This is a genomic window from Mesorhizobium sp. W067 (assembly GCF_054719525.1).
Genome location: NZ_JBTTII010000001.1, coordinates 4,423,431 through 4,444,923 on the forward strand (window position 1 = coordinate 4,423,431; position 21,493 = coordinate 4,444,923).

The window sequence follows — 21,493 nt, forward strand, 5'->3', positions numbered from 1 at the left end:
GAGCTGTGAAACCGTTCAGCGCTGATCTTCCGGGGCGTAGGCGAGCTCCACCGGCAATGGCGCCTGCGCCGACATCGGCGCGAAACTGCCGGTCGCCGTGGCGGGAACGGCCTGCGTCGTCGCCACTCGCCACAGCACGAACAGGCAGAACACGGTGGCGATGATGATCGCCACATAGATGAAGGCCTGCGTTCCATAGACGGCCGACAGGGCCGTCACGATACCTGGCACGATGAAACCCGACAGCGACCAGGCAAACAGCAGCGAACTCGACAGCGCCACCATGTCGTCCTTGCCGGCGCGATCGGCGGCGTGTGCGCTGGCCAGCGAATAGATCGATTCCGAAGCGCCGTCCCAGATCACATAGATCACCACCAGCACCGCCAGAGCGCCACCGTCAAAGCCGATAGCCAGAATACCGGCAACGATGGCCAGTGCCGCAGCGCCGGCCAGCACGTAACGGCGATCGGTACGATCCGAAATCCAGCCGAGCGGGATCTGCAGGATCAGCGTGCCGACGGGCATCGCCGACAAAAGCAGCGCCACATCGGCCTGGCTGTAGCCCTTGGCCGTGGCATGGATCGGTGCGAACCCGGCGATCGCCATCGACAGGCCGCCGACGGCCAGCATGCCGGCCACGCCGACCGGCGAGATCCGCCAGGCGCGGCCAAGCGCCACGGACGCTGCGCGAGGTGGCGGCGGTTGAGCCAACCGCGTCATGCCGACCGGCAGGATCGACACCGCGGTGAAGGCAATGCCGATCAGCGGCGCCTGCGCCGTCGCGATGTCGACCGCCGCCAGCAGGGCATAGCCGACGCCAAGTCCGGCGACATAGGCGACGTAAAACACCGCCATCACCCGGCCGCGAATGGCGTTTGCGACGGCATCGTTGAGCCAGCTCTGGGCGACGATGAACAGGCCGCATATTGCAAAACCGTAAAGCGCGCGTGCCGCGATCCACAGCAGCGGGTAGGTGCCGGCGCCAATGGCAGCATTCGACAGCGCTATCAGCGCCGACAGCACCATGAAGGCGCGGGCGTGCCCGACGCGGCGCACCAGCGGCCCGGTCAGGATACAGCCGGCAAGCCCGCCGGCCGACAGGCCGGTGATGATCAGCCCGGCCCAGGTCGGATCGAAGCGCTCGACGCCAAGCCGGACCGGGATATAGGCGAACATCAACCCGTTGCCGACCGCGATCAGCGCCATCGACACGATTACGCTGGCAATGGCGATCACGGGCGCCGGCGGGGCGCCATGATTGGGGTCGATGTCGGTCTGGTTCACTGAAGTGGCCATATCCAGCGCAGCATCGCCCAGCCGATCGCGAAAGGCCGCCGTAAAAGCGACATCGGCGATCTGGTCTTACGGAGTTACCCCTTGGCTTGCTGGCGAATAGCACTCGATGACAGCGATGAGCGTGGGCCGTGGATGAAGGTCCAGGCCGGCGCCTTCATGCGGGCGAGCCGGGGCGCGTCACCCTCGTCGACGCGGGCATAGTCGAAGGTCTTGGCCACGACCGAGGACAGGAAGGACAGCGTCGCGCCCGGGCGGTCGATGACGGCGATCGGGAAGGTCATGACGATCTGGCGCCAGCGCTGCCAACGGTGGAAATCGCGGAGTGAGTCGGCGCCCATGATCCAGACGAAGTCGACGCCGGGATTGCGTGCCTTGACCAGCGCCAGCGTGTCGGCGGTGAAGCGAATATGATGCGCCGCCTCGAAGGCGGTGACCTTGATCTTCGGGTTCTTGGCGATCTGCTCCGACTGGAGCAGCCGGTCGCTCAGCGGCGCCAGTTCCCTGGTGCTCTTCAGCGGATTGCCAGGCGTCACTATCCACCATAGCTGGTCGAGCGCCAGCCGCCTGAGCGCGATTTCCGCCACCAGCGCATGACCGGCATGCGGCGGATTGAACGAGCCGCCGAACAGACCGACGGCAAGGCCTTTCTCGGCATGCGGCATGCGGAGGTAGTGCGAGGAAAGAGGCGCCCCACCCTCCCCCTTGTGGGGAGGGTCGATCCGCGAAGCGGAGCGGGGTGGGGGTATTGCAGAATTCAGCGTCGTACCCCCACCCGGCTCGCTGCGCTCGCCACCCTCCCCACAAGGGGGAGGGTAAGGCCAGCGCTCAAGGCCTCACCTGTCCCGACCCGCGCACGCGGTATTTGAACGAGGTCAGCTGCTCGACACCAACCGGTCCGCGCGCGTGCATCTTGCCGGTGGCGATGCCGATCTCGGCGCCCATGCCGAATTCGCCGCCATCGGCGAACTGCGTCGAGGCATTGTGCAAAAGAATCGCCGAGTCGATCTCGCTGAAGAAGCGCTGCACAGCCTTTGCATCCTCGGCGATGATCGCCTCTGTGTGGTGTGAGGAGAACGTCTCGATATGGTCGATGGCGCCGGCAATCCCGTCGACCAGTTTTACCGCGATGATGGCGTCGAGATATTCGGTCACCCAGTCGGCATCGGTCGCCGGCTTGGCGTCGAAGAACAGCTTCATCACTTCCTGATCGGCATGGATCTCGCAGCCGGCGGCGCGTAGCGCGTCGAGGATCGGCACCAGATGCGTGGAGGCCACCATGCGGTCGACCAGCAAAGTCTCTGCAGCGCCACAGACACCGGTGCGCCGCATCTTGGCGTTGACGGCGATCCTGACCGCCATGTCAAGATCGGCCGAGCGGTCGATGTAGAGATGGCAGATGCCTTCAAGATGGGCAAAGACCGGCACCCGCGCCTCGCTCTGGACGCGCCCGACCAGGCTCTTGCCGCCCCGCGGAATGATGACGTCGAGATTGCCGGAAAGCCCTTTCAGCATCTCACCGACGGCGGCGCGATCGGTGGTCGGCACCAGCTGGATGGCATCCTCAGGCAAACCAGCGGCCTTCAGGCCCTCGACCAGGCAGGCATGGATGGCGGCGGATGAATTGAGCGAGTCCGAGCCGCCGCGCAGGATCACCGGATTGCCGGCCTTGAGGCAGAGTGCGCCGGCATCCGCCGTCACATTCGGCCGGCTTTCATAAATGACGCCGACAACGCCGAGCGGCGTGCGCACGCGCTCGATCTGCAGGCCGTTGGGGCGATCCCAGGCCGCGATCACATCGCCGACCGGGTCCCTGAGCTCGGCGATTTCACGGATGCCATCCGCCATGGCACGGGTGCGCGCCGGATCGAGCTTCAGCCGGTCCATGAACGAGCCGGACAATCCCGATTCGTGGCCATTCGAGACATCGATGGCGTTGGCGTCGAGAATGTCCTGCTCACGCGAAATGATCGCGTCGGCCATGGCGACGAGTGCGGCATTCTTGGCGTTGGTCGTGGCGATAGCCAGCGGTCGGGCGGCGGCGCGCGCATTGCGGCCTATCCGTGCCATCAAACTGGCTACATCTTCGCCTTGGTGTTTGTTCAACATCTGACCGCTCCGGTGAAGCCTGGTGGATTTACACGCGGCCGGCCTTCGCGGCAATGGCCGCAAATTCGGGAGAGCAGAATGAAGAGCGCCGCAGTCTTGTTTGCTTTGGCCACGATGCTGGCGCCCACCGGCCTTCGCGCAGCCGATTACTGCGATGACAAGATCGAACTCGGCGAGAGCCCCGATGGCCTGGCCATGACCATGGTAGGTTCGATGATGTCCCTCGTACTCGCTGAGCGCTATTGCGGCGCGCTACCGACGCCGTTTTCCCAAATCTACGTCGTAGTTGAGGAGGGACATGGATGTGGGCCGCGTGTGAGGCTTGAAGCAGAATTCAAGAAAAAGATGGAGGAGGAAAAAGCGACAGACGCAATGATGGCCGACTCAGTCATGCACGACCTCATCGCAGACGGGACGGACCTCCCCCAAGCCGAAATGGATAAACGTGCCAAGGCTATCATTGAAGGACAGTTGGGAGGTTGCAGCAAGCTTCTGAAAATTCAACGGGACGTTCAGGAGAGGTACCGCAACCCGCCCAAATGGCCGCGTGAACCTGACAAGTAGCGCGCCGTCAATCGCAGGGCCGCGCCTCACTCGGCCGCGCCGCTCACTACCAGATCGTCGCGGTGAATCATCGCCGATCGCGCCTCGTAGCCGAGCACGGTTTCGATCTCGGCGGTCTTCAGGCCTGCGATCCTTACGGCATCGGCGGCATCATAGGCAACCAGCCCGCGCGCGATCTCGCGCCCTTCGGGCGACAGGATCGCCACCGTGTCGCCGCGCGAGAAATTGCCGCTGACCAGCCTGACGCCCGCCGGCAGCAGCGATTTGCCGGACAGCAGCGCACCGATGGCGCCGGCGTCGACGGTGAGCCGCCCGGCCGGTTCGAGCTGGCCGGCGATCCAGGTCTTGTAGCCTTTCACCGGATTGGCGCTCGGCCTGAAGAAGGTGGCGCGCTCGCCACGCTCGATCGCCATCAGTGGCGACAGCCTGGTGCCCGAGGTGATGATCATGGCGGTGCCGGCGGCGGTGGCGATCTTGCCGGCATCGAGCTTGGTGCGCATGCCGCCGCGCGACAGTTCGGATGCGGCCGCCCCGGCCATAGCCTCGATATCGGGCGTGATGCGGTCGACCACCGGAATGAATTTTGCATCGGGATCGCGCGCCGGCGGCGCCGTATAGAGCCCGTCAATGTCGGAGAGCAGCACAAGCAGGTCGGCGCCCATCATCGTCGCCACCCGGGCCGCCAGCCGGTCATTGTCGCCATAGCGGATTTCGGAGGTCGCTACCGTGTCGTTCTCATTGATGACCGGCACCGCCTTCATCTTGAGCAGCGTCGAGATCGTCGCGCGGGCATTCAGATAGCGTCGGCGCTCCTCGGTGTCGCCGAGCGTCAGCAGGATCTGGCCCGATTTCAGCGCACCCTTGCCCAGCGCATCCGACCATGCGCCGGCGAGCGCAATTTGCCCGACGGCGGCCGCCGCCTGGCTCTCCTCGAGCTTCAGCGCCCGTTTTCCGAGACCGAGAATGGTGCGGCCGAGCGCAATGGCGCCGGACGACACGACCAGGATCTCGGCGCCGCCATTGGCCAGCACCGCAATATCCTCGGCAAGCGAAGCCAGCCAGTCGCGCTTCAGGCCGCTGGTGCGGTCGACCAGCAAGGCCGAACCGATCTTGACCGTGATGCGCCGGTATTTTGTCAGCGACCGCGCCGTCATCGTTATCGGTCCCAGCGGGTCTCGACGGGAGCGGCAGCCCTGTCGCGCGCTTCGCCGACAACTGCCATCAGCGCGCGCAGCACCGCTTCGACGCCCTCGCCGGTGGCCGCCGACAGCAGCATCGGCGCGCGGCCGGCAGCGCGTTTGAGGGACGCAACCTTCTTCTTGCGCTCATCGGCGTCAAGGATATCCACCTGGCTGAGCGCGACGATCTCGACCTTCTCGATCAGCCCATTGCCATAGGCGTCGAGCTCGGCGCGCACGGTCTTGTAGGCCTTTCCAGGATTTTCCTCCTGCGCCGAGACCAGGTGCAGAAGTACACGCGTGCGCTCGACATGGCCGAGGAAGCGGTCGCCGATGCCGACACCCTCATGCGCGCCCTCGATGAGGCCCGGAATGTCGGCGATGACGAATTCGCGCGCATCGATGCGGGCAACGCCGAGGCCGGGATGCAGCGTGGTGAAGGGGTAGTCTGCGATCTTCGGCTTGGCCGCGGTGACGGTTGCCAAAAAAGTCGACTTGCCTGCATTGGGCAGCCCGACCAGGCCGGCGTCGGCAATCAGCTTCAGCCGCAGCCAGACATTCATCTCTTCGCCGGGCTGGCCGGGATTGGCGCGGCGAGGCGCCTGGTTGGTCGAGGTCTTGAAATGCTGGTTGCCGAAACCGCCATTGCCGCCCTTGGCCAGCAGGAAGCGCTGGCCGACCACGGTCAGGTCGCAGATCAGCGTCTCATTGTCCTCGGCAAACACCTGGGTTCCGGCCGGCACCTTGAGCGTCACATCGGCGCCCTTGGCGCCGGTCATGTTGCGGCCCATGCCGTGGACACCAGTCTTGGCCTTGAAATGCTGCTGATAGCGATAGTCGATCAGCGTGTTGAGACCGTTGACCGCTTCCAGCCAGACATCGCCGCCGCGGCCGCCGTCGCCGCCATCCGGGCCGCCGAACTCGATGAATTTTTCGCGCCGGAACGACACAGAGCCGGCGCCACCGTCGCCGGAGCGGATATAAACCTTGGCTTGATCGAGAAATTTCATTGGACTACGCAGTTTCTGTTGGCCTTGCGGCTTTGCTCTAGATCTTGCGCCTTGCTCTAAACCAAGGCGCGGCCAAGGGCGAGGCCGTTTTGCGACTAAAGCGCCGGATGCCCTTTTGTCGGGGACGCGGTAGCAGTGTTCGCGGACGGAGCTTGAGGGGCGCGGGAATGAAGGTTGTGAGCTACAACATCCAGTACGGTATCGGTCTGGATGGCCGCTACGATCTCGGCCGCATCACCGAGGCGGTTCGCGGCGCCGACGTGATCGCGCTGCAGGAAGTGACCCGCAACAATCCGAGGAACGGCAACCGCGACATGGTCGCCGAGATCGGTGAGGCGCTGCCCGAATATTTTGCCGCCTACGGCAGCAATTTCGAGGTCAATGTCGGCTCGCGCCTGGAGGCCGGCCGCGCCATCACCACCACTTTCCAGCTCGGCAACATGGTGCTGTCGAAGACACCGATCCATCTGTCGCGCAATCTGCTTTTGCCGCGCAGCCGCAGCCTTGAGGCGATGAACTTCCAGCGCGGCGCACTCGAGGCGCTGGTCGAGACCCCGCTCGGCTTCATCCGCTTCTATTCCACGCATCTCGACCATCGCAGTCCGGTTGAGCGCGCCAGCCAGATCCGTTTCCTGCGCCAGCGCCTGTTGAACTATGCCTTCGAGGGCGGCGGTCTCTCCGGCATTCCCGAGATCGGACTGCCGGACCTGCCCTATCCCGAAGCCTTCATCGTCATAGGCGACTTCAACATGCTGCCCGGCTCGCCCGAATATGTCGAACTCGTCGGCCGCCCGGACCATGAATTCGGCATGCCCTTGACCGCCGATCTCGCCGTCGACGTCGCCCAGCGCCTGAACACACCAGACGTCGTCACCTGGGTCGATCCCACGCGACCCGAAGACACAAGCCGCCACAAGCGCATCGACTACATCTTTACCTCGGCCTCGCTCGCCGGATCGCTGAAGCGCCTGTGGGTCGACCCGCAAGCGGTCGGTTCGGACCATCTCCCGATTTGGGTCGAGATGGGCTGAGTTGAGCCCGATCCACAACCAACGTTTCCAAACCTGTCGTTTGGAGGCACGCGCCTAGGTGTTGAGATTCAGGTCAGGCCGAGCCGAAAACACTGTCTTTCGAGAACCGGAGCGGAGTGTACTTAAGTACGTGCACCGGAAGCGCATAAAACCCGCGTTTGCAGGCCGGCCTCACCTGAATATCAAAACACCTAGAAATGCACCCAGTTTCGAAGACTGATCCAGGTCTTTCTGTCCAGCCGGTACCGCTCGACCGGCACCTGGCCGGCGACGATCGAGTTCAGCATGCCCTGGCCGGCATACTGGAAGCCGCATTTGTGGATGACCCGGCGCGAGGCCGGATTGATCACCCGCGTCGAAGCCTGCAGCACGTGGATCGACGTCCGTTGGAAGGCAAGGTCGACCAACGCGTGCGCGGCCTCCGTCGCATAGCCGCGCTTCCAATAGGGCTCGCCGATCCAGTAGCCGAGTTCCAGCCCGCGATCGGTCATGTTGAGGCCGGCGCAGCCGACGAAAATGTCGGTGCCGGCGAGCGTCAGGGCGTAGGCGATGCCGGCCCGGCGCGACCGGGTCATAGCCAGGAAGGCGCGTGCCTCGGCCTCGCCATAGGGGTGCGGCATGCGGGCCAGCATCTCGGCGACGTGACGGTTGTCGGCAAGCTCGACCAGTTGCGCGATGTCGGCTTCACACGGGGCGCGCATCACCAGCCGCTCCGTGGCCAGCACCGGGCAATCTATCGCGTAACTTTCGTCTTCGGTGTCTTCCGCTTCGGCAACCATTCGACGTCCTCCAGGCAAGAAAAAAGGGGAGATGGAAAACCCATCTCCCCTGATCCTTTTCCTGGCTCCATTCACTGGTTTGGCCAGACACCGGTTCCCGAGATGGGCGCCGGTTTTATAGTGCGGAACCGGCTACTCCGCGGCTTTGGTAATCGGGTTGACCGATACGTAGGTTCGGCCGTTGGCTTTTTTGTTGAAGGTGACTGCGCCGGTCTCGAGCGCAAAAAGGGTGTGGTCCGTGCCCATGCCGACATTGACGCCGGGATGCCAGGTGGTGCCGCGTTGACGGATGATGATGTTGCCCGGGATGACGGCTTCGCCGCCGAACTTCTTCACGCCCAGACGCTTGGAATGCGAGTCGCGACCGTTGCGCGACGAGCCGCCAGCTTTCTTGTGTGCCATCTAACTAACTCCGATGCGCCCTGGGGCGCTTGAATGGTCTTATGAACGCGTTCGCGTTCCGTTTCAAGTCCGATCCGGCGACCTTGTCGCCGGTTCGTTTTACTTCTTCGCCAGTTCCTTGGCCTGCTCGCGCCAGTCGTTGATCTGGTCGGTGCTGAAGGGCATGTGCGCGTCGATCTTGGCCACGTCCTTGTCCGACAGCTTGGCAAGCTGGGCGAAGGTGGTGATGCCCTGCTCGTGCAGCTGGCCGGCGGCAACCGGGCCGATGCCCTTGATCACGGCCAAATCGTCCGGCTCGCCCTTCGGCGCCTTGAACAGCGGCGCGGCGACGGCGGTCTCCGTCTTGGCTTCATCCTTCGGAGCAGCCTCGGCTTTGGCTTCCTTCTTCGCCTTGGCTTCCTTCGGCGCGGCCTCGGCCTTCGCCTCGGGCGCTACGTCAGCCTTGACTTCCACCTTGGCTGAGGCCTTCTTGGAAGGCTTGGCGCCACCCAGCAGGATCTCGGCGATCCGCACGGTGGTCAGAAGCTGGCGATGGCCGATCTTGCGGCGCGAATTCTGCCGGCGGCGCTTCTTGAAAGCGATGACGGTGCGGTTCTTGCCCTGCTCGACGACTTCCGCCGTGACCAGAGCGCCATCGACGAACGGGGCGCCGAAGGTGACATTTTCGCCTTCGCCATGGGCGAGGACGCTGCCGATTTCGACGATATCGCCGACATTGGCTTCGAGCTTCTCGATCTTCAGGAGATCGTTGGCGGCAACGCGATACTGCTTACCGCCCGTTTTAATGACTGCGAACATTTTTTGCCTTTCGCTGTTCGGTCGGCCTCGATGAGCCGCGTCACGCGGTTCGGCCGTCTTTTTGTCAGTCTGCGGGTTCGAAAAACAAGCGGCGTGGAAGAACCCTCCACGCCGATTGCGCGCTTCCCCTAACCGAAGGTTCGGTACGAGTCAAGGCAAACGGGCGGAATCCTTGGCCACGCCGCCTCCTTGCCGCCCCCGATCTCTCCAGTCGAGGACCGGTTGGCCCCATCTGCCGACGTGGCCGCAACGCAGCCCTCCAGACAGAGCCCGCACAGGAAGCTGAATTCCCCCGCGGATTTGGCCTTGTAACCTGCCCGCCCAGCCGTTATCTAGTGCGCCGCGCCGGCAACGGCCGACCATGACCGCGGAGAGGTGGCAGAGTGGTCGAATGCACCGCACTCGAAATGCGGCATGGGTGCAAGCCCATCGGGGGTTCGAATCCCTCCCTCTCCGCCACCCTACGCCCTGCGGGCTTCGGGTGGCAGGCCACCCGGAACCGAATCTGGGCGTAGGAGTGTCGCCCGAAGCTACGAAGTAGCGTAGGGGGACCGGAACGAAGCAGGATGCCCTCCGAAGCTTCAGCGTAGAGGCTGCCGCTAGGCAACGAGGCCTTGCCTGATCTGGTTTACCTCTTCGATCGGCACGGGATGCCCGGTGAGGAAGCCCTGCATCAAATTTACCCCCAGGCGCTGCAGCAATATGTACTGCTCCTCCGTTTCGACGCCCTCGGCGAGCACGACATGGCCGAGATTGCGAAGCAGCCCGACCATGTCCCGCAACAGGCTCAAGCCACGAGACGTCTGGCAATCGTGGAGGAAGCTGCGATCAATCTTGACCACGTCGAATTTGAAGCGGCGGAGCCATGTCAAGCCGGCAAATCCCGTTCCGAAGTCGTCCAGCCAGATCTGAACGCCGAGTTTTCGCAACCGCTCCACGTTTCTTACCGCTTGCGCCTCCAGAAAGATGTCACTGCCTTCGGTGATTTCGATGGCCAGTTTCTGGGGCGCAAGGCCGTGCCTGCCAAGAATCTCGGTGATCCGGAGTGAAAAGTTAGGAGCCTTGAGCTGAAGAACGGAGACGTTCACCGTCACGACCGAGCCCAATCCGTATTCCGCCATGTCACCGCAGGCTCGATCGATCAGCCACGTACCCAGTTCCACGATCGCTCCGGTCTGCTCGGCAACGGGTATGAATACGGACGGACTGATCATGGTGCCGTCGAAGTCGCATACCCGCATCAGACTCTCGTGCCCCAGCACGCGGCCCGACGCCAGCTCGCGAATTGGCTGGTAAGCGACAGAAACGAGCTGGTTGGAAACTGCCACCTTCAGCAGTTCTGAAAGATTTTCGCCGGAGCGATCCTGGCTGGTGGCGTGCGGGTCGTAAATCGTGAACGTAGCCCGACCGGCAAACTTGGACGCGTAGAGCGCGCGGTCAGCTTCCTGCAGCAGGATTCTAAGCTCTATGCTCTGATCGGCGCGCGTCAACGACGCCCCGGCACTGATCGTTACGATGTTGAGCTTGTCGCCCCGATCAGGGTGGTAGATATCCAAATCCTCTACAGCGCGACAGAATTTCTTCGTTATCTCATGAAGGTGAGCCCGCCCGGTGACCTTGCAGAGAATGACGAATTCTTCTCCGCCATAGCGGGCCGCGATGGCGTTGTTGGCAGCCGCCATCTCGGAGAGGACATGGGCGAGTTTGATCAGGCAATCGTCGCCGGCCTGATGACCAAGTCCGTCATTGAACCTTTTGAAGTAGTCGACGTCGATCAGAATGAGCCCTATCTCGTCGTCGTCCGCGGCCCAGTCTTCGCGCAGCTCCGAGAATTCTCGAATGATCGCCCTGCGGTTCTTCATTCCCGTGAGCGGATCGGTGTCGGCGATTTCGGTTAGCTTCTGCCCCTTCTTGATAGCAGCCTGCTCCTGGAACTGCGCCCGAAGCGCGTGCAGGAAGGTCTGGTACCGCTCCAGGCTCAGCCGCCACGAAAGATAAAGCGACAAGACGAGGCAGTTCACGAAATAGGCCGACAGCACGATGCGGCCGGCGATGTCGGCCTGAAGGGAGAACATCGCGGCGTACACAAAGCTTGCGGCGACCGTCGCGGAGGCAAGGGCTGAAAGCCAAAAACGGAAGTTGAAGAACAGATTCACACCCAGGATGAACACTGTGCCAAAAACCATGAAATGGGAGAGGGCATCCTGATGCTCTGTTCCAACAGCGGAGACGAGCCACCCAAGGGCACCGGAGACAATCGCCAGCGCTGCTACAAGGTGCAAGGTGGCAAGGGCAAAGCCCCGTCGGGCGACAAATTCGACAAGCGCCAGGGAAGTGACCCCTAGCGTAACGCGCGTCAAAACAAGCCGGCCGGCGACATCCGGAAAGAGAAACCAATCGAAAAGGCCATAGGCCACATAGCTGAATACAGCAGCCGCAATACCCCATCGCACAAGACTGCGATTCTCATCGGCATCCTTCTGCAGGAACAGTGCCAGCAGTTCCGGATCGGCGGAATGCCACCGCGGACGTCCAATCGCTGCCGCCACCTTCTGGGCAACGTCCTCGCTCAGTTGCATCGCAACGCTCCTCCGCGATCTGCAGTAGCGAATGCAACAGCCGACGTCGCCTGCGGTCGGGGAATGAAGACGTCCCTGTCCGCAAGAAAAGTCAGATGTCGCTAACCGAGGGTAAACGGGCGGTTCGGATTTAGCCAGTTTGCAGGATTGATGGCCATTCCGTTGATTCAAATTTTACTAAAATTTTATTAAAATTGTTAGCATTGGTTGGCGGCGCACCTATGCTGCTGGCCGGGGACCGGGGCGGTAAACCGGAGAGTAAACGGCATGCCTATCAAGCCAAAACTGCAGCTCGACCAATACAGCCTGGTCACCACCAGGCTGATGAAGAAACATGTTGCGACCTCCGAAGAGGCGGCTGACTCCGACGAGTTGAGGGACAGCACGGCCCAGCTCGCCCTGATACTGGACCTTGCTCATCAAGCCTTTGCGCGAAACAAACCGGCCGCCCCCGTCGTCCATCGTTTGGCGGGGCGACTCCACAAGCTCCGCCGGCAGGTTGCTACCGCGGTTTGGCAGAAACTCGTTCCTTTGGCTCAGCAGCATCGGGTCGCGGAATATTTGCTCCAGGACCCGTTCACGCGGTGGTCGGTCGAAAAACCGCGCGGGTATTCGGGCGATGCAGGCCTGCTGGATATTTACTACAAGCATCCGATCGCCGACGAGATCGTGGCCTCGTCGACCTTACTTGGTCGGCAAATCTATGCGTACACCAGTGAAGCTGCCAGTTCGGTGGCGGGGCGCGAGCGGCGGGATATTCTGGCCAGGACCGTGGACGAGACGGCCAGCAGTGTGGAAAAGGCTGAGGTGCTGGCGATTGCCTGCGGCCACCTCAGGGAAGCCGAACGCTCCGACGCGTTGGCCAGGCATAAACTGCAGCGTTGGATCGGCCTGGATCAGGACCCCGTCAGCGTAGCCACGGTGAACCACGACTTTGCCGGCACGGCAGTCGAGGCAGTCCAGGGTTCCGTACGCGGCATCCTGCGCCGCGCCTACGCCCTTGGCACATTCGATCTCGTCTACGCATCGGGGCTTTACGATTACCTGCCCCGTGCCATCGGCGTCCGCCTGCTTCAAAGAGCCATGGAACTCGTCAAGCCCGGTGGCGAATTCCTGTTTGCCAATTTCAGCGACGAGATAACGACGGATGGTTACATGGAGACTTTCATGGATTGGCCGCTCATCCTACGTTCGGCCGACGATATGTGGGACATCATCAATGCCGCCCTCGGCGGGAGTCCTTTCGACGCGAAAGTCTACTATGGCTCGAACCGGAATATCGTTTACGGCAAGGTGAGGAAGGGCGATATCTAACTAGGCGCGGGAATCGCGCGCGCATCCCCGTAACAAGGTAGGTCTGCCATGACGAGGCCATGCCTTCGCCGGCTTTCCGGCGACGGGCGAGCAGGTCGTCCGGGCTGCGGGCGGCCTACGCCGTGTTCGTTCTGCTTGCCGCCATACAGATGTGGCGGCGGTTCCAGCAGCACGACGGTGCTGCCCGCTCGGCGGGCTGCGTCTGGCCGTGTTGCTGGCACTGCCGCTGATCGCCAGGCTGTCGGTCGTGCAATGCAACGCGACTGGCCGGCCTGATCAGGCCTCGAAATAGCGGGCACGATCGAGATCGGCGATGAGCCCAAGCCCGGTCGGCTGCCATCCCAGCGCAGTGCGGGTCTGCTCACTTGACGCCGACAAGTCCCTGCCGATGAAATGCCCGAGAAAGCCGAAATGCGCAGCCGCCTCCTCGGGGCCTATGGAAACGACCGGCAGGCCGAGCCGGCGGCCGATGATCTCGGCGATCTCTTTGCTCGCCACGCCCTGTTCGGCAACCGCATGATAGCTGACGCCGCCCGCCCCCTTCTCCAGCGCCAGCCTGTACAGGGTGGCGGCGTCGAACCGGTGCACCGCCGCCCAGCGATTTGCGCCGTCGCCGACATAGGCCGAGACGCCCTTTTCACGCGCAATGGCAATCAGCATCGGCACGAAACCGTGATCGCCCTCGCCATGGACGGTCGGCGCCAGCCGCACCGTCGATGCGCGCACCCCGCGCGCTGCGAGCGCCACGGCCGTTGCTTCCGAAGCGCGCGGCATGGAGACCGATGGAGGCGCAGGTTTGTCGTCTTCGGTTGCCGGCCTTCCCTGAGCAAAACCGGCGAGTCCGGAGGTGACAAGCAGCGGCCGCTCGGAACCCTCGAGCGCCGCGCCGAGCGTTTCGATGGCGCGCTGGTCAACTGCGCAACTGGCGGCGAATCTCGAAAAGTCGTGGTTGAAGGCCGTGTGGATGACGCCATCCGATTGGGCAGCGCCGCTGCGCAGGCTCTCGAAATCCTCGATATCGCCGCGATGCGCCTCGGCGCCCGCGGCCACGATCGACTCCGCACCTGCTTCCGACCGCGCGAGGCCAAGCACCTGATGGCCCGCCCCGAGCAATTCCCGCACAACAGCCGAACCGACAAAACCGGTAGCCCCGGTAACGAACACACGCATGATCATTTCTCCTTGGTTTTCGGCGAAGGCCGTACAGGCAGCCCGTTGCCGAAGGAGATAGAAGGTTGCGATCATACGATCTATACTGTAAAATCCGAGATATCTTCGCAATCGTCCGAGAACGCTCATGGATCCGCTGTCAGACGTGCTGTCGCTACTGAAGCCGCGCAATTACCTGTCGGCTGGGCTGGAAACCGGTGGCGACTGGGCGATCCAGTTCCCTGACCAGCAGGCCGCCATCAAATGCGGCGCCGTGGTGTCCGGCCGATGCTGGCTGTCGGTCGAGGGCGTCCCTGACGCGGTGCGGCTGGACGTGGGCGACTGCTTCCTGTTGCCGCGCGGCCGGCCTTTCCGCCTTGCCAGCGATCTCGGCCTGCCGACGGTCGATGCGCGAACGATCTTTTCACCGGCGCGGACCGGCGGCATCACCGTCCATAATGGCGGCGGCGATTTCCTCCTGGTCAGCAGTCGCTTCACGCTGTCCGGCGACCATGCCGGCATCCTGTTGCGGATGCTGCCGCCCATCGTCCATATCCGCGGCGAGAGCGACCATTCGGCGCTTCGCTGGCCGGTCGAGCGGATGATGCAGGAATTGCGCCAGCGGCGTCCCGGCGGCTTTCTCATCGTCGAGCACCTCGCCCACATGATCCTGATCGAGGCCTTGCGCCTGCATATGACGGCGCAAGGCAATGTCGGCTGGCTGTTCGCACTGACCGACAGGCAGATCGGCGCGGCGATCGGCGCCATGCACGAAGACCCGGCCCATGGCTGGACATTGCAGAAGCTGGCCGAGCGCGCCGGCATGTCGCGATCGACTTTTGCGCTCAGATTCAAGCAGACGGTCGGGGCCTCACCCCTGGATTATCTGACGCGCTGGCGCATGATGCTGGCCGGCGACCGGCTGATGCATTCCGGCGATCCGGTTTCCGTCATCGCCCTGGCGCTCGGCTACGAATCCGAAAGCGCCTTCAGCACGGCATTCAAGCGCGTCATGGGCTGTTCGCCGCGGCAGTACAGCCGCCGGGAGCCGGACCTGACTGCGCAGGCCGAACGCGAAGCCGCCTGAGGCGGCGATCCGATCGCCTTGATCACCTTGCCCTTAAAGGCTGTAGCGCGAACGAAACTCGGTGAACGACATCGCCAGATGGTTCTCGTCCACATGGCCGGTGATTCCGTCCACACTGCGCGAGTCGAGTTGTAGCGGGCGAGCCAGAGCGGACAATTGCCGAAGCCGCTCGGATTTCCCAGCGCGCTTCGACCGCTGCGGCCCTTCTGCTCAGATCGATCCCTTGCTTGCTCCATGGCATGCGCTTGACAATCGACTGATTCGCAATCCTTCGGGAATATAAGTATTTCTGTTAACTTAGGGATAATCGGCAGCAGGAACTAGATTTCAGACGCTCAATTGGCACGAGCAAAATCGCGTTTTTCATGCTTTCAGAATGACTTGCTCGCGTGCTGGCGGTTAACCGGCACCAACTTCTCCGATTTCCTTGCCTCTACGGCTGGGTAGCGCAATAGGGTTAATTGCGCGATTGCTAATATGCCTATATCTTAGGCGGCGCGGGGGCCTCATATCTCCCCGCAGTGGCCGGTGCGGTGAAGCCCCACAAGCATGCCCAACCTGCACCGGCCATTCCCTATGGCTGGGTATGGTCTTCGCGCTCGGCAACTTTTCCAAGAGCTTCCGTGAAGCCTCTAGGACGCGTCGCGTTTCGGCGATGGTCGATTGCAGGGAGTCCAGTTGGCTCTCCGCTCGGAGCTGGCTACGGCGGGCGCTTTCAATGAACTGGTGGTCAGGTTCCCACCGGTCTTTCATCAGGCTTAGCCTCTCTGCAGACGAACGAACTTGTCGAGATGCAGGCGTATCCGCTGGCCCTCAGCATAGGACAGCGCAAACGGTTCAATCACGAATGATCGGGTAATTTCCTGGTCTTCCTTGGCCACAGGAACGGACCATTCGCCGCCGGTTCGACCACTTCCACGCAAGGCAATGCTTTGCGGATTGGACCCACGTTTCCACCACAGCCTCTATACGAAAAGCAATGGTAACCTCGAGTTTTATACTCCCGTCGAAAGCGGGTTTTCAACAACAAAGATGGTCTGAATCATACCATTCGGCTCAGCGGATCGCGGCTGCCGACGTAGCGTCTCCAAGGCCGAGAAAACCGCCACCCGCGCGCAACAGCGGGTTTCCATAATCACGGCTACATCCGAGAATCGACCGCTTAGATTCAGGAATGTGTGGTTTGTCGTCACGGTTCCATACAATTTGGAAGGCCATTCCCCTACGGCAGGGTAGCGCCAAAATGAAAGGATAAGCGGGCGGGCAAGTTGAAGGCGTACTGATGCCGGATCGGGCTTTGGTCCAGCAACACCCTTTCAGCCTGGCGTCTCGGAAAGGTGCGCGGCAATGGCGCTGACAAAAATCGCGCCGAACTCCTTGAGCTTGGCGGCGCCGACGCCATTCACCCCGGCGAAATCGTCGAGGTCTTGCGGACGACGCTCGGCCATGTCGATCAGTGTACGATCCGAAAACACCACATAGGCCGGCACCTGGCGTTCCTTGGCCAGACGCAGCCGCAGCGTCTTGAGCGCCGCGAGCAGCGACGCATCTACATTTTCGCTCTGGGGGCTCTGCCCGGCGCGAGCCGCGCGGCGCGCGGCGCGCGTGCGCATCTCGACCCGATACTGGAACGGCACCTCGCCCCGGCCGAGTGCGTGGCCCTTGTCCGCGATGGCCAACCCGCCATGGCCGGCCGGGTCCGGCATCAGGAAACCGTTCGCGACCAGCTGGCGAATCATAGATTGCCAAAAATCCTTCTTGTGCGCGGCGCCATTGCCGAAGGCTGCCAGCCTGTGATGCCCCCTTGCCGCGATCTTTTCAGTCTCGTGGCCGATGAGGATGTCGATGACATGGCCGGCGCCGAAGCGCTCGCCGCTCTGCGCCACCGCCGCCAGGATGAGGCGCGCCTCGGCGGTGCCGTCGGTGCGCGGCGCCTGTTCCAGGCAATTGTCGCAATTGCCGCAAGGGACCGCCTCTTCACCGAAATAACCGAGCAGCACCTGGCGGCGGCACTCGGCCGTCTCGCAATAGCCGATCAGCGTATCGAGCCGGCCATGCGAGCGGCGCTTGTGCTCGACAGCGGCGTCCTCGTCGTCGATGAACATGCGGCGCATGCGGATATCGCCGAGGCCGTAAAGCATATGCGCCTCAGCCGCCCGCCCGTCACGACCGGCACGGCCGATCTCCTGGTAATAGGCTTCCAGGCTGCCGGGCAGATCGGTGTGGAAGACATACGCGACATCAGGCTTGTCGATCCCCATGCCGAAGGCGATGGTCGCCACCATGACGACGCCCGACAGGGTCATGAAGGCGTTTTGATTCGCATCGCGCGCCTCCTTGCTCATCCCGGCGTGATAGGCGAGCGCGGCGACGCCGTTCTTTTCGAGGAAGGCCGCCATCTCTTCGGTCTTCTTGCGCGACAGGCAATAGACGATGCCGCTACGCCCCTGATGGCGTTCGATGAAGTTGAGCAACTGCCGCTTGCTGTCCTGCTTGGGCTCGATAGCGAGCTTGATGTTGGGCCGGTCGAAGCCAAGCACCTGCGTTTCGACACGCCCGCCAAACAGCCGTGTCTCGATGTCTGCCCGCGTCGTCTCGTCCGCCGTCGCCGTCACCGCAATGATCGGTACGTCGGGAAAGATGCCACGCAGCTGCGACAGGTCTTCATATTCGCGCCGGAACGCCGGCCCCCACTGCGAAATGCAATGCGCCTCGTCGATGGCGATCAGGCGGACATCGAGCCTGGCAAGCGCATCCAGCATCCGCTCGGTCATCAGCCGTTCCGGCGCGAGGTAGAGCAGCCGCGTCTGGCCCGACGCGACGCGGCGCCATGCCGCGACATTGGCATCACGATCGATCGAGGAATTGATCGTATCGGCGGCGACGCCGGCGAGGCGCAGTGCCGCGACCTGATCCTGCATCAGCGCCACGAGCGGCGAAACGACAATGGTCAGCCCACCCTTGACCAGCGCCGGAACCTGGTAGCAAAGCGATTTGCCGGCACCCGTCGGCATGACCGCCAGCACGTGGCGGCCGCCAAGCAGTGCCTCCATCACTGCGGCCTGTCCGGGACGGAAATCGTCGAAACCGAACACGTCCTTGAGGACACGTCGTTTGGGATCGTGCGTCGGTACGCTCGTCGTCGATATCTGCATCACTGATGTTTTCGATCGGCCGCCCGAAGCAGCGGCGTGGACAGAACGATTAGCGCAGCCCCTGCGTGACCACAACAAGCAGCAGCAACACCCCACCGGCGATCGACCTGGTTGGCATCGTTAAACCTATCTTCACCATGTTGCGGCACCGTCAAACCCTGCGGCGATGTTTCGAGTACCGCTGCGCCACGAGCGCACAGGCAACAGCCCGCGCCTCCCCAGGAGGCGCGGGTTTCCTGTTTCTGGAATTGCCGAAAAGGTTCAGGCCAGGAAATCGGCGCGGTGCGGGGTAAAGCTGTCGACCAGGCGCCCGGCCTCCAGCGCCTTGACGCCGTGCACCAGATTGGACGGCACGATGAAGCTGCCGCCGGTCTCGATGGTCGCGGTGCGGCCGTCGATGGTCACCTCGAAGCGACCTTCGGCGACATAGCTGGCCTGGACATGCGGGTGCGAATGCAGTGCGCCGACGCCGCCCTTGTCGAAGCCGAACTCGACCATCATCAGCTCATCGGTGGAGACGAGAACGCGGCGTCTGTTGCCGTCCGGCGTCGGCGTCCAGGCGCTCTCGCCGGGCTGTGCGAAAATCTTGGCTTCAATCATGACCATCTCCTCATCGCGCCAGCCAGCCGCCGTCCACGGGAACCACCGCGCCATGCATATAGTCGGACGCTGGCGCCAGCAGGAACACGGCGGCATCGCCTATGTCTTCCGGCCCGCCCCAACGTCCCGCCGGGATGCGTGCCAGGATGGCAGCACTGCGGTCGGGATCGGCGCGCAACGCCTCGGTGTTGTTGGTTTCGATATAGCCGGGCGCAATGGCGTTGACGTTGATGCCTTTTGCCGCCCATTCGCAGGCAAGCAGCCGGGTTATGCCGAGCGCGCCATGTTTCGACGCGGTGTAGGACGCGACACGAATACCGCCCTGGAAACTCAGCACCGAGGCGATGTTGACGATCTTGCCGCGCTGCCCGGAATCGGCCAGCACGCGCCTGGCAAAACCCTGGCTGAGGAAGAACAGCGTCTTCAGATTGACGTCGATGACGTCGTCCCAATCGGCCTCGGAGAAATCGACCGCATCGGCGCGGCGGATGATGCCGGCATTGTTGACCAGCCCGTCGATCGGGCCGGTCTTCTCCCACACCTGGTCGAGCATGGCCTTGGCGGCAACATGATCGGCAAGATCGCATCGCACCGCCTCGAACTGGCCACCGGCTTCCGCGACTTGTCTTTCCGTGTCGTCCATCGCCGAGCGGCCGACACCGATGACGGTGCCGCCGGCGCGCGCGATCGAGACGGCGATGCCTTGGCCGATGCCGGTGTTCGCGCCGGTGACCAGGATACGCTTGCCGGCCAGGCTGAAGGAGGAAGGGCCGCTCAACGCAATTCACCCAGCGGCACCGGGTCGACATCGGTGTAGTCGACATTGTCGCCGGCCATCGCCCAGATGAAGGCATAGTTCGAGGTGCCGGCCCCCGAATGGATCGACCAGCCCGGCGACAGCACCGCCTCCTCGTTAGCCATCACCAGATGCCGCGTTTCGTCCGGCTCGCCCATGAAATGGAAGACGCGCGCCGTCTCCGGCAGGTCGAAATAGAGATAGGCCTCCATGCGCCGGTCATGCACATGGCAAGGCATGGTGTTCCACACCGAGCCCGGCGCCAGCTGCGTCATGCCGACGACCAGCTGGCAGGTCTTGACGCCATCGGCATGGATGAACTGGAAGATCGAGCGCTCATTGCAGGTTTCCTTGCTGCCGAGGTCGAGCCGCTTGGCGTCGCCGATGCGGATCAGCCGGTTGGGATGGGTGTGATGCGCCGGGGCGCTGAGCAGATAGAATTTGGCCGGCGCTGCCTTGTCGGCCGACGCGAACGACACGTCGGTGCTGCCCATGCCGAGATAGAGCATGTCACGTGCCTGCAACTGGTGGGTCTCGCCATTTGCCGTCACCGAGCCGGCGCCGCCGATGTTGACGATGATCAGCTCGCGGCGGTCGAGAAAATTCTTGGTCCCCGTCGGCTTGATCGCCTCCAGCGGCAGCGCTGTCCCTTCCGGCACGGCGCCGCCAACGATCATGCGGTCATAATGGGTGTAGGTCAGGCTGATGCGTCCCTGCTGGAACAGGTCGTCAATATGGAAATTGTGACGCAGTTCGTCGGTGCCCATGGAAGCAGCGGCGACCGGGTCGATGGCGAAACGCGAGGTGAAATCGGTATGCGGGTGACTTTGAGTCATTGCTGCTCCAGCTGAATGAATGGCTATTTGGTTGCCGACGCCTTGACCGAGTCGGCGTAGTAGACCTGGCGGGCGTGCAGCCGCTCGCGGTAGCGCTCTTGGCTGGCGGTTAGATGAGCGCGCATCGCCTCGCGCGCGGCTTCGGCGTCGCCTGAGGTGATCGCATTCAGGATCACCAGATGCTCGCGTTGCAGCCCTCGCTGATAGCAGTCGGATTGCACCAGTTCGGTCGACCAGGGCGAGGTCACGTCGCAAGGAATGGCGCGGCGTCCGAGCACATCGAGCATCTCGACATAGAACGGGTTGTTGGTGGCGCTGGCGATTGCCCGGTGGAAGGCGAGATCGGCCGGACCGGTCGGCTCGCTGTTGAGAAGCAGCCGTTCGAATTCGAAGAACGCTTCCTGGATCGCTGCTTCCTGCGCGGCGTTGCGGCGAATGGCGGCGAGCCCGGCCGATTCGATTTCGACGGCCAGGCGCACTTCGAGCACATTGAGCGCGATGGAATCCTTGCTGCCCATGTCGGCGGCGAGCGCGCCGAACATCGTTGAGATGTGCTCGGTGACGAACACGCCTGCGCCCTGGCGCGCCTCGACCAGCCCGTCGGCGGCGAGCTTGGCCAGCGCTTCGCGGATGACGGTGCGGCTGACGCCGAAGGTCTCGGTCAGTTGTCCTTCGGTCGGCAATTTGTGGCCGGGCAGGATCTCGCCCGCCTGCAGCTGCTTGCGGATCGCTGCGACGACGGTCTCCGACAGTTTGGGTTTTCTCTCGACCCTGAGATCAACAGCGCTATCCGATGCCATATCGCACCCCTGT

General features: G+C 63.0%; 19 protein-coding genes and 1 tRNA gene. 5 read left to right on the plus strand and 15 right to left on the minus strand.

Annotation, left to right across the window (positions count from 1 at the left end; all coding sequences use genetic code 11):
* Nucleotides 1-15: 15 nt before the first annotated feature.
* From ACYG97_RS21615 to ACYG97_RS21625, 3 genes are all read right to left on the minus strand, one after another.
* Nucleotides 16-1,296, minus strand: coding sequence for an MFS transporter (locus tag ACYG97_RS21615; protein WP_023732984.1), 1,281 nt, complete (start codon nucleotides 1,294-1,296; stop codon nucleotides 16-18).
* Between the two features lie 74 nt (nucleotides 1,297-1,370).
* Nucleotides 1,371-1,958 carry a nicotinate-nucleotide adenylyltransferase gene (locus tag ACYG97_RS21620; RefSeq protein ID WP_023715957.1) on the minus strand — a complete coding sequence of 196 codons (588 nt, stop codon included), beginning with the start codon at nucleotides 1,956-1,958 and terminating at the stop codon, nucleotides 1,371-1,373.
* A 163-nt stretch (nucleotides 1,959-2,121) separates the two neighbouring features.
* Nucleotides 2,122-3,402 (minus strand): glutamate-5-semialdehyde dehydrogenase, encoded by a 1,281-nt coding sequence (locus ACYG97_RS21625; RefSeq protein ID WP_023732983.1) that lies wholly within the window; start codon nucleotides 3,400-3,402, stop codon nucleotides 2,122-2,124.
* Between the two features lie 78 nt (nucleotides 3,403-3,480).
* Between ACYG97_RS21625 and ACYG97_RS21630 the strand changes: the two genes are divergently transcribed.
* On the plus strand, nucleotides 3,481-3,966 hold the full coding sequence (locus ACYG97_RS21630) for a hypothetical protein (RefSeq protein WP_023668693.1): 486 nt from the start codon (nucleotides 3,481-3,483) through the stop codon (nucleotides 3,964-3,966).
* Nucleotides 3,967-3,992: 26 nt separating this feature from the next.
* On the opposite strand, the gene proB is transcribed toward ACYG97_RS21630, so the two are convergent.
* Both proB and obgE read right to left on the minus strand, forming a co-directional pair.
* Nucleotides 3,993-5,120, minus strand: coding sequence for a glutamate 5-kinase (gene proB, locus ACYG97_RS21635; RefSeq protein WP_023668692.1), 1,128 nt, complete (start codon nucleotides 5,118-5,120; stop codon nucleotides 3,993-3,995).
* A gap of 2 nt (nucleotides 5,121-5,122) precedes the next feature.
* Nucleotides 5,123-6,154: a GTPase ObgE gene (obgE, locus tag ACYG97_RS21640; RefSeq protein WP_023668691.1), complete on the minus strand. Its 1,032-nt coding sequence runs from the start codon at nucleotides 6,152-6,154 to the stop codon at nucleotides 5,123-5,125.
* Nucleotides 6,155-6,321: 167 nt separating this feature from the next.
* On the opposite strand from obgE, the gene ACYG97_RS21645 reads away from it, so the two are divergent.
* A complete protein-coding gene (locus ACYG97_RS21645) occupies nucleotides 6,322-7,185 on the plus strand; it encodes an endonuclease/exonuclease/phosphatase family protein (protein ID WP_023732982.1) in 864 nt (287 codons plus the stop codon).
* A gap of 191 nt (nucleotides 7,186-7,376) precedes the next feature.
* Here the strand turns inward: ACYG97_RS21645 and ACYG97_RS21650 are convergent, their stop codons facing one another.
* From ACYG97_RS21650 to ACYG97_RS21660, 3 genes are all read right to left on the minus strand, one after another.
* Nucleotides 7,377-7,964 carry a GNAT family N-acetyltransferase gene (locus tag ACYG97_RS21650; RefSeq protein ID WP_023684119.1) on the minus strand — a complete coding sequence of 196 codons (588 nt, stop codon included), beginning with the start codon at nucleotides 7,962-7,964 and terminating at the stop codon, nucleotides 7,377-7,379.
* Nucleotides 7,965-8,096: 132 nt separating this feature from the next.
* Nucleotides 8,097-8,366, minus strand: a complete 270-nt coding sequence (gene rpmA, locus ACYG97_RS21655) for a 50S ribosomal protein L27 (protein WP_015315190.1) — start codon at nucleotides 8,364-8,366, stop codon at nucleotides 8,097-8,099.
* Nucleotides 8,367-8,465: 99 nt separating this feature from the next.
* The gene (locus tag ACYG97_RS21660) at nucleotides 8,466-9,164 is read right to left on the minus strand and encodes a 50S ribosomal protein L21 (protein WP_023668688.1); all 699 of its coding nucleotides are present in this window, start codon (nucleotides 9,162-9,164) and stop codon (nucleotides 8,466-8,468) included.
* Nucleotides 9,165-9,533: 369 nt separating this feature from the next.
* Here ACYG97_RS21660 and ACYG97_RS21665 point away from each other — a divergent pair.
* Nucleotides 9,534-9,623: transfer RNA gene (locus tag ACYG97_RS21665), tRNA-Ser, on the plus strand.
* Nucleotides 9,624-9,763: 140 nt separating this feature from the next.
* Here the strand turns inward: ACYG97_RS21665 and ACYG97_RS21670 are convergent.
* Nucleotides 9,764-11,743 carry a putative bifunctional diguanylate cyclase/phosphodiesterase gene (locus tag ACYG97_RS21670; RefSeq protein ID WP_023732981.1) on the minus strand — a complete coding sequence of 660 codons (1,980 nt, stop codon included), beginning with the start codon at nucleotides 11,741-11,743 and terminating at the stop codon, nucleotides 9,764-9,766.
* 267 nt (nucleotides 11,744-12,010) lie between these two features.
* Between ACYG97_RS21670 and ACYG97_RS21675 the strand changes: the two genes are divergently transcribed.
* Nucleotides 12,011-13,057, plus strand: coding sequence for a class I SAM-dependent methyltransferase (locus tag ACYG97_RS21675; RefSeq protein WP_023732980.1), 1,047 nt, complete (start codon nucleotides 12,011-12,013; stop codon nucleotides 13,055-13,057).
* Nucleotides 13,058-13,333: 276 nt separating this feature from the next.
* Here the strand turns inward: ACYG97_RS21675 and ACYG97_RS21680 are convergent, their stop codons facing one another.
* Nucleotides 13,334-14,227 (minus strand): SDR family oxidoreductase, encoded by an 894-nt coding sequence (locus tag ACYG97_RS21680; protein WP_023732979.1) that lies wholly within the window; start codon nucleotides 14,225-14,227, stop codon nucleotides 13,334-13,336.
* A 127-nt stretch (nucleotides 14,228-14,354) separates the two neighbouring features.
* On the opposite strand from ACYG97_RS21680, the gene ACYG97_RS21685 reads away from it, so the two are divergent.
* The gene (locus ACYG97_RS21685; RefSeq protein WP_023668685.1) at nucleotides 14,355-15,293 is read left to right on the plus strand and encodes an AraC family transcriptional regulator; all 939 of its coding nucleotides are present in this window, start codon (nucleotides 14,355-14,357) and stop codon (nucleotides 15,291-15,293) included.
* Between the two features lie 1,316 nt (nucleotides 15,294-16,609).
* Here ACYG97_RS21685 and recQ read toward each other — a convergent pair.
* The 5 genes from recQ to ACYG97_RS21710 all read right to left on the minus strand — a co-directional run bounded on the left by recQ (nucleotide 16,610) and on the right by ACYG97_RS21710 (nucleotide 21,480).
* A complete protein-coding gene (recQ, locus tag ACYG97_RS21690; protein ID WP_023732978.1) occupies nucleotides 16,610-18,448 on the minus strand; it encodes a DNA helicase RecQ in 1,839 nt (612 codons plus the stop codon).
* A gap of 261 nt (nucleotides 18,449-18,709) precedes the next feature.
* The gene (locus ACYG97_RS21695; protein ID WP_023684110.1) at nucleotides 18,710-19,048 is read right to left on the minus strand and encodes a cupin domain-containing protein; all 339 of its coding nucleotides are present in this window, start codon (nucleotides 19,046-19,048) and stop codon (nucleotides 18,710-18,712) included.
* A gap of 10 nt (nucleotides 19,049-19,058) precedes the next feature.
* Complete coding sequence (kduD, locus tag ACYG97_RS21700; protein ID WP_023684109.1) at nucleotides 19,059-19,826, minus strand: 2-dehydro-3-deoxy-D-gluconate 5-dehydrogenase KduD; 768 nt, start codon at nucleotides 19,824-19,826, stop codon at nucleotides 19,059-19,061.
* Nucleotides 19,823-20,680 (minus strand): 5-dehydro-4-deoxy-D-glucuronate isomerase, encoded by an 858-nt coding sequence (gene kduI, locus ACYG97_RS21705; protein WP_023732977.1) that lies wholly within the window; start codon nucleotides 20,678-20,680, stop codon nucleotides 19,823-19,825. Before kduI ends, kduD begins: the two co-directional genes overlap by 4 nt.
* 23 nt (nucleotides 20,681-20,703) lie before the next feature.
* Nucleotides 20,704-21,480: a FadR/GntR family transcriptional regulator gene (locus ACYG97_RS21710; RefSeq protein WP_023732976.1), complete on the minus strand. Its 777-nt coding sequence runs from the start codon at nucleotides 21,478-21,480 to the stop codon at nucleotides 20,704-20,706.
* Nucleotides 21,481-21,493 lie beyond the last annotated feature (13 nt).

Bases quoted from the DNA above. Each gene is read 5' to 3' on its own strand.
- ACYG97_RS21615 (WP_023732984.1), bottom strand. From the start codon at position 1,296: ATGGCCACTTCAGTGAACCAGACCGACATCGACCCCAATCATGGCGCC.
- ACYG97_RS21620 (WP_023715957.1), bottom strand. From the start codon at position 1,958: ATGCCGCATGCCGAGAAAGGCCTTGCCGTCGGTCTGTTCGGCGGCTCG.
- ACYG97_RS21625 (WP_023732983.1), bottom strand. From the start codon at position 3,402: ATGTTGAACAAACACCAAGGCGAAGATGTAGCCAGTTTGATGGCACGG.
- ACYG97_RS21630 (WP_023668693.1), top strand. From the start codon at position 3,481: ATGAAGAGCGCCGCAGTCTTGTTTGCTTTGGCCACGATGCTGGCGCCC.
- proB (WP_023668692.1), bottom strand. From the start codon at position 5,120: ATGACGGCGCGGTCGCTGACAAAATACCGGCGCATCACGGTCAAGATC.
- obgE (WP_023668691.1), bottom strand. From the start codon at position 6,154: ATGAAATTTCTCGATCAAGCCAAGGTTTATATCCGCTCCGGCGACGGT.
- ACYG97_RS21645 (WP_023732982.1), top strand. From the start codon at position 6,322: ATGAAGGTTGTGAGCTACAACATCCAGTACGGTATCGGTCTGGATGGC.
- ACYG97_RS21650 (WP_023684119.1), bottom strand. From the start codon at position 7,964: ATGGTTGCCGAAGCGGAAGACACCGAAGACGAAAGTTACGCGATAGAT.
- rpmA (WP_015315190.1), bottom strand. From the start codon at position 8,366: ATGGCACACAAGAAAGCTGGCGGCTCGTCGCGCAACGGTCGCGACTCG.
- ACYG97_RS21660 (WP_023668688.1), bottom strand. From the start codon at position 9,164: ATGTTCGCAGTCATTAAAACGGGCGGTAAGCAGTATCGCGTTGCCGCC.
- ACYG97_RS21670 (WP_023732981.1), bottom strand. From the start codon at position 11,743: ATGCAACTGAGCGAGGACGTTGCCCAGAAGGTGGCGGCAGCGATTGGA.
- ACYG97_RS21675 (WP_023732980.1), top strand. From the start codon at position 12,011: ATGCCTATCAAGCCAAAACTGCAGCTCGACCAATACAGCCTGGTCACC.
- ACYG97_RS21680 (WP_023732979.1), bottom strand. From the start codon at position 14,227: ATGCGTGTGTTCGTTACCGGGGCTACCGGTTTTGTCGGTTCGGCTGTT.
- ACYG97_RS21685 (WP_023668685.1), top strand. From the start codon at position 14,355: ATGGATCCGCTGTCAGACGTGCTGTCGCTACTGAAGCCGCGCAATTAC.
- recQ (WP_023732978.1), bottom strand. From the start codon at position 18,448: ATGCAGATATCGACGACGAGCGTACCGACGCACGATCCCAAACGACGT.
- ACYG97_RS21695 (WP_023684110.1), bottom strand. From the start codon at position 19,048: ATGATTGAAGCCAAGATTTTCGCACAGCCCGGCGAGAGCGCCTGGACG.
- kduI (WP_023732977.1), bottom strand. From the start codon at position 20,680: ATGACTCAAAGTCACCCGCATACCGATTTCACCTCGCGTTTCGCCATC.
- ACYG97_RS21710 (WP_023732976.1), bottom strand. From the start codon at position 21,480: ATGGCATCGGATAGCGCTGTTGATCTCAGGGTCGAGAGAAAACCCAAA.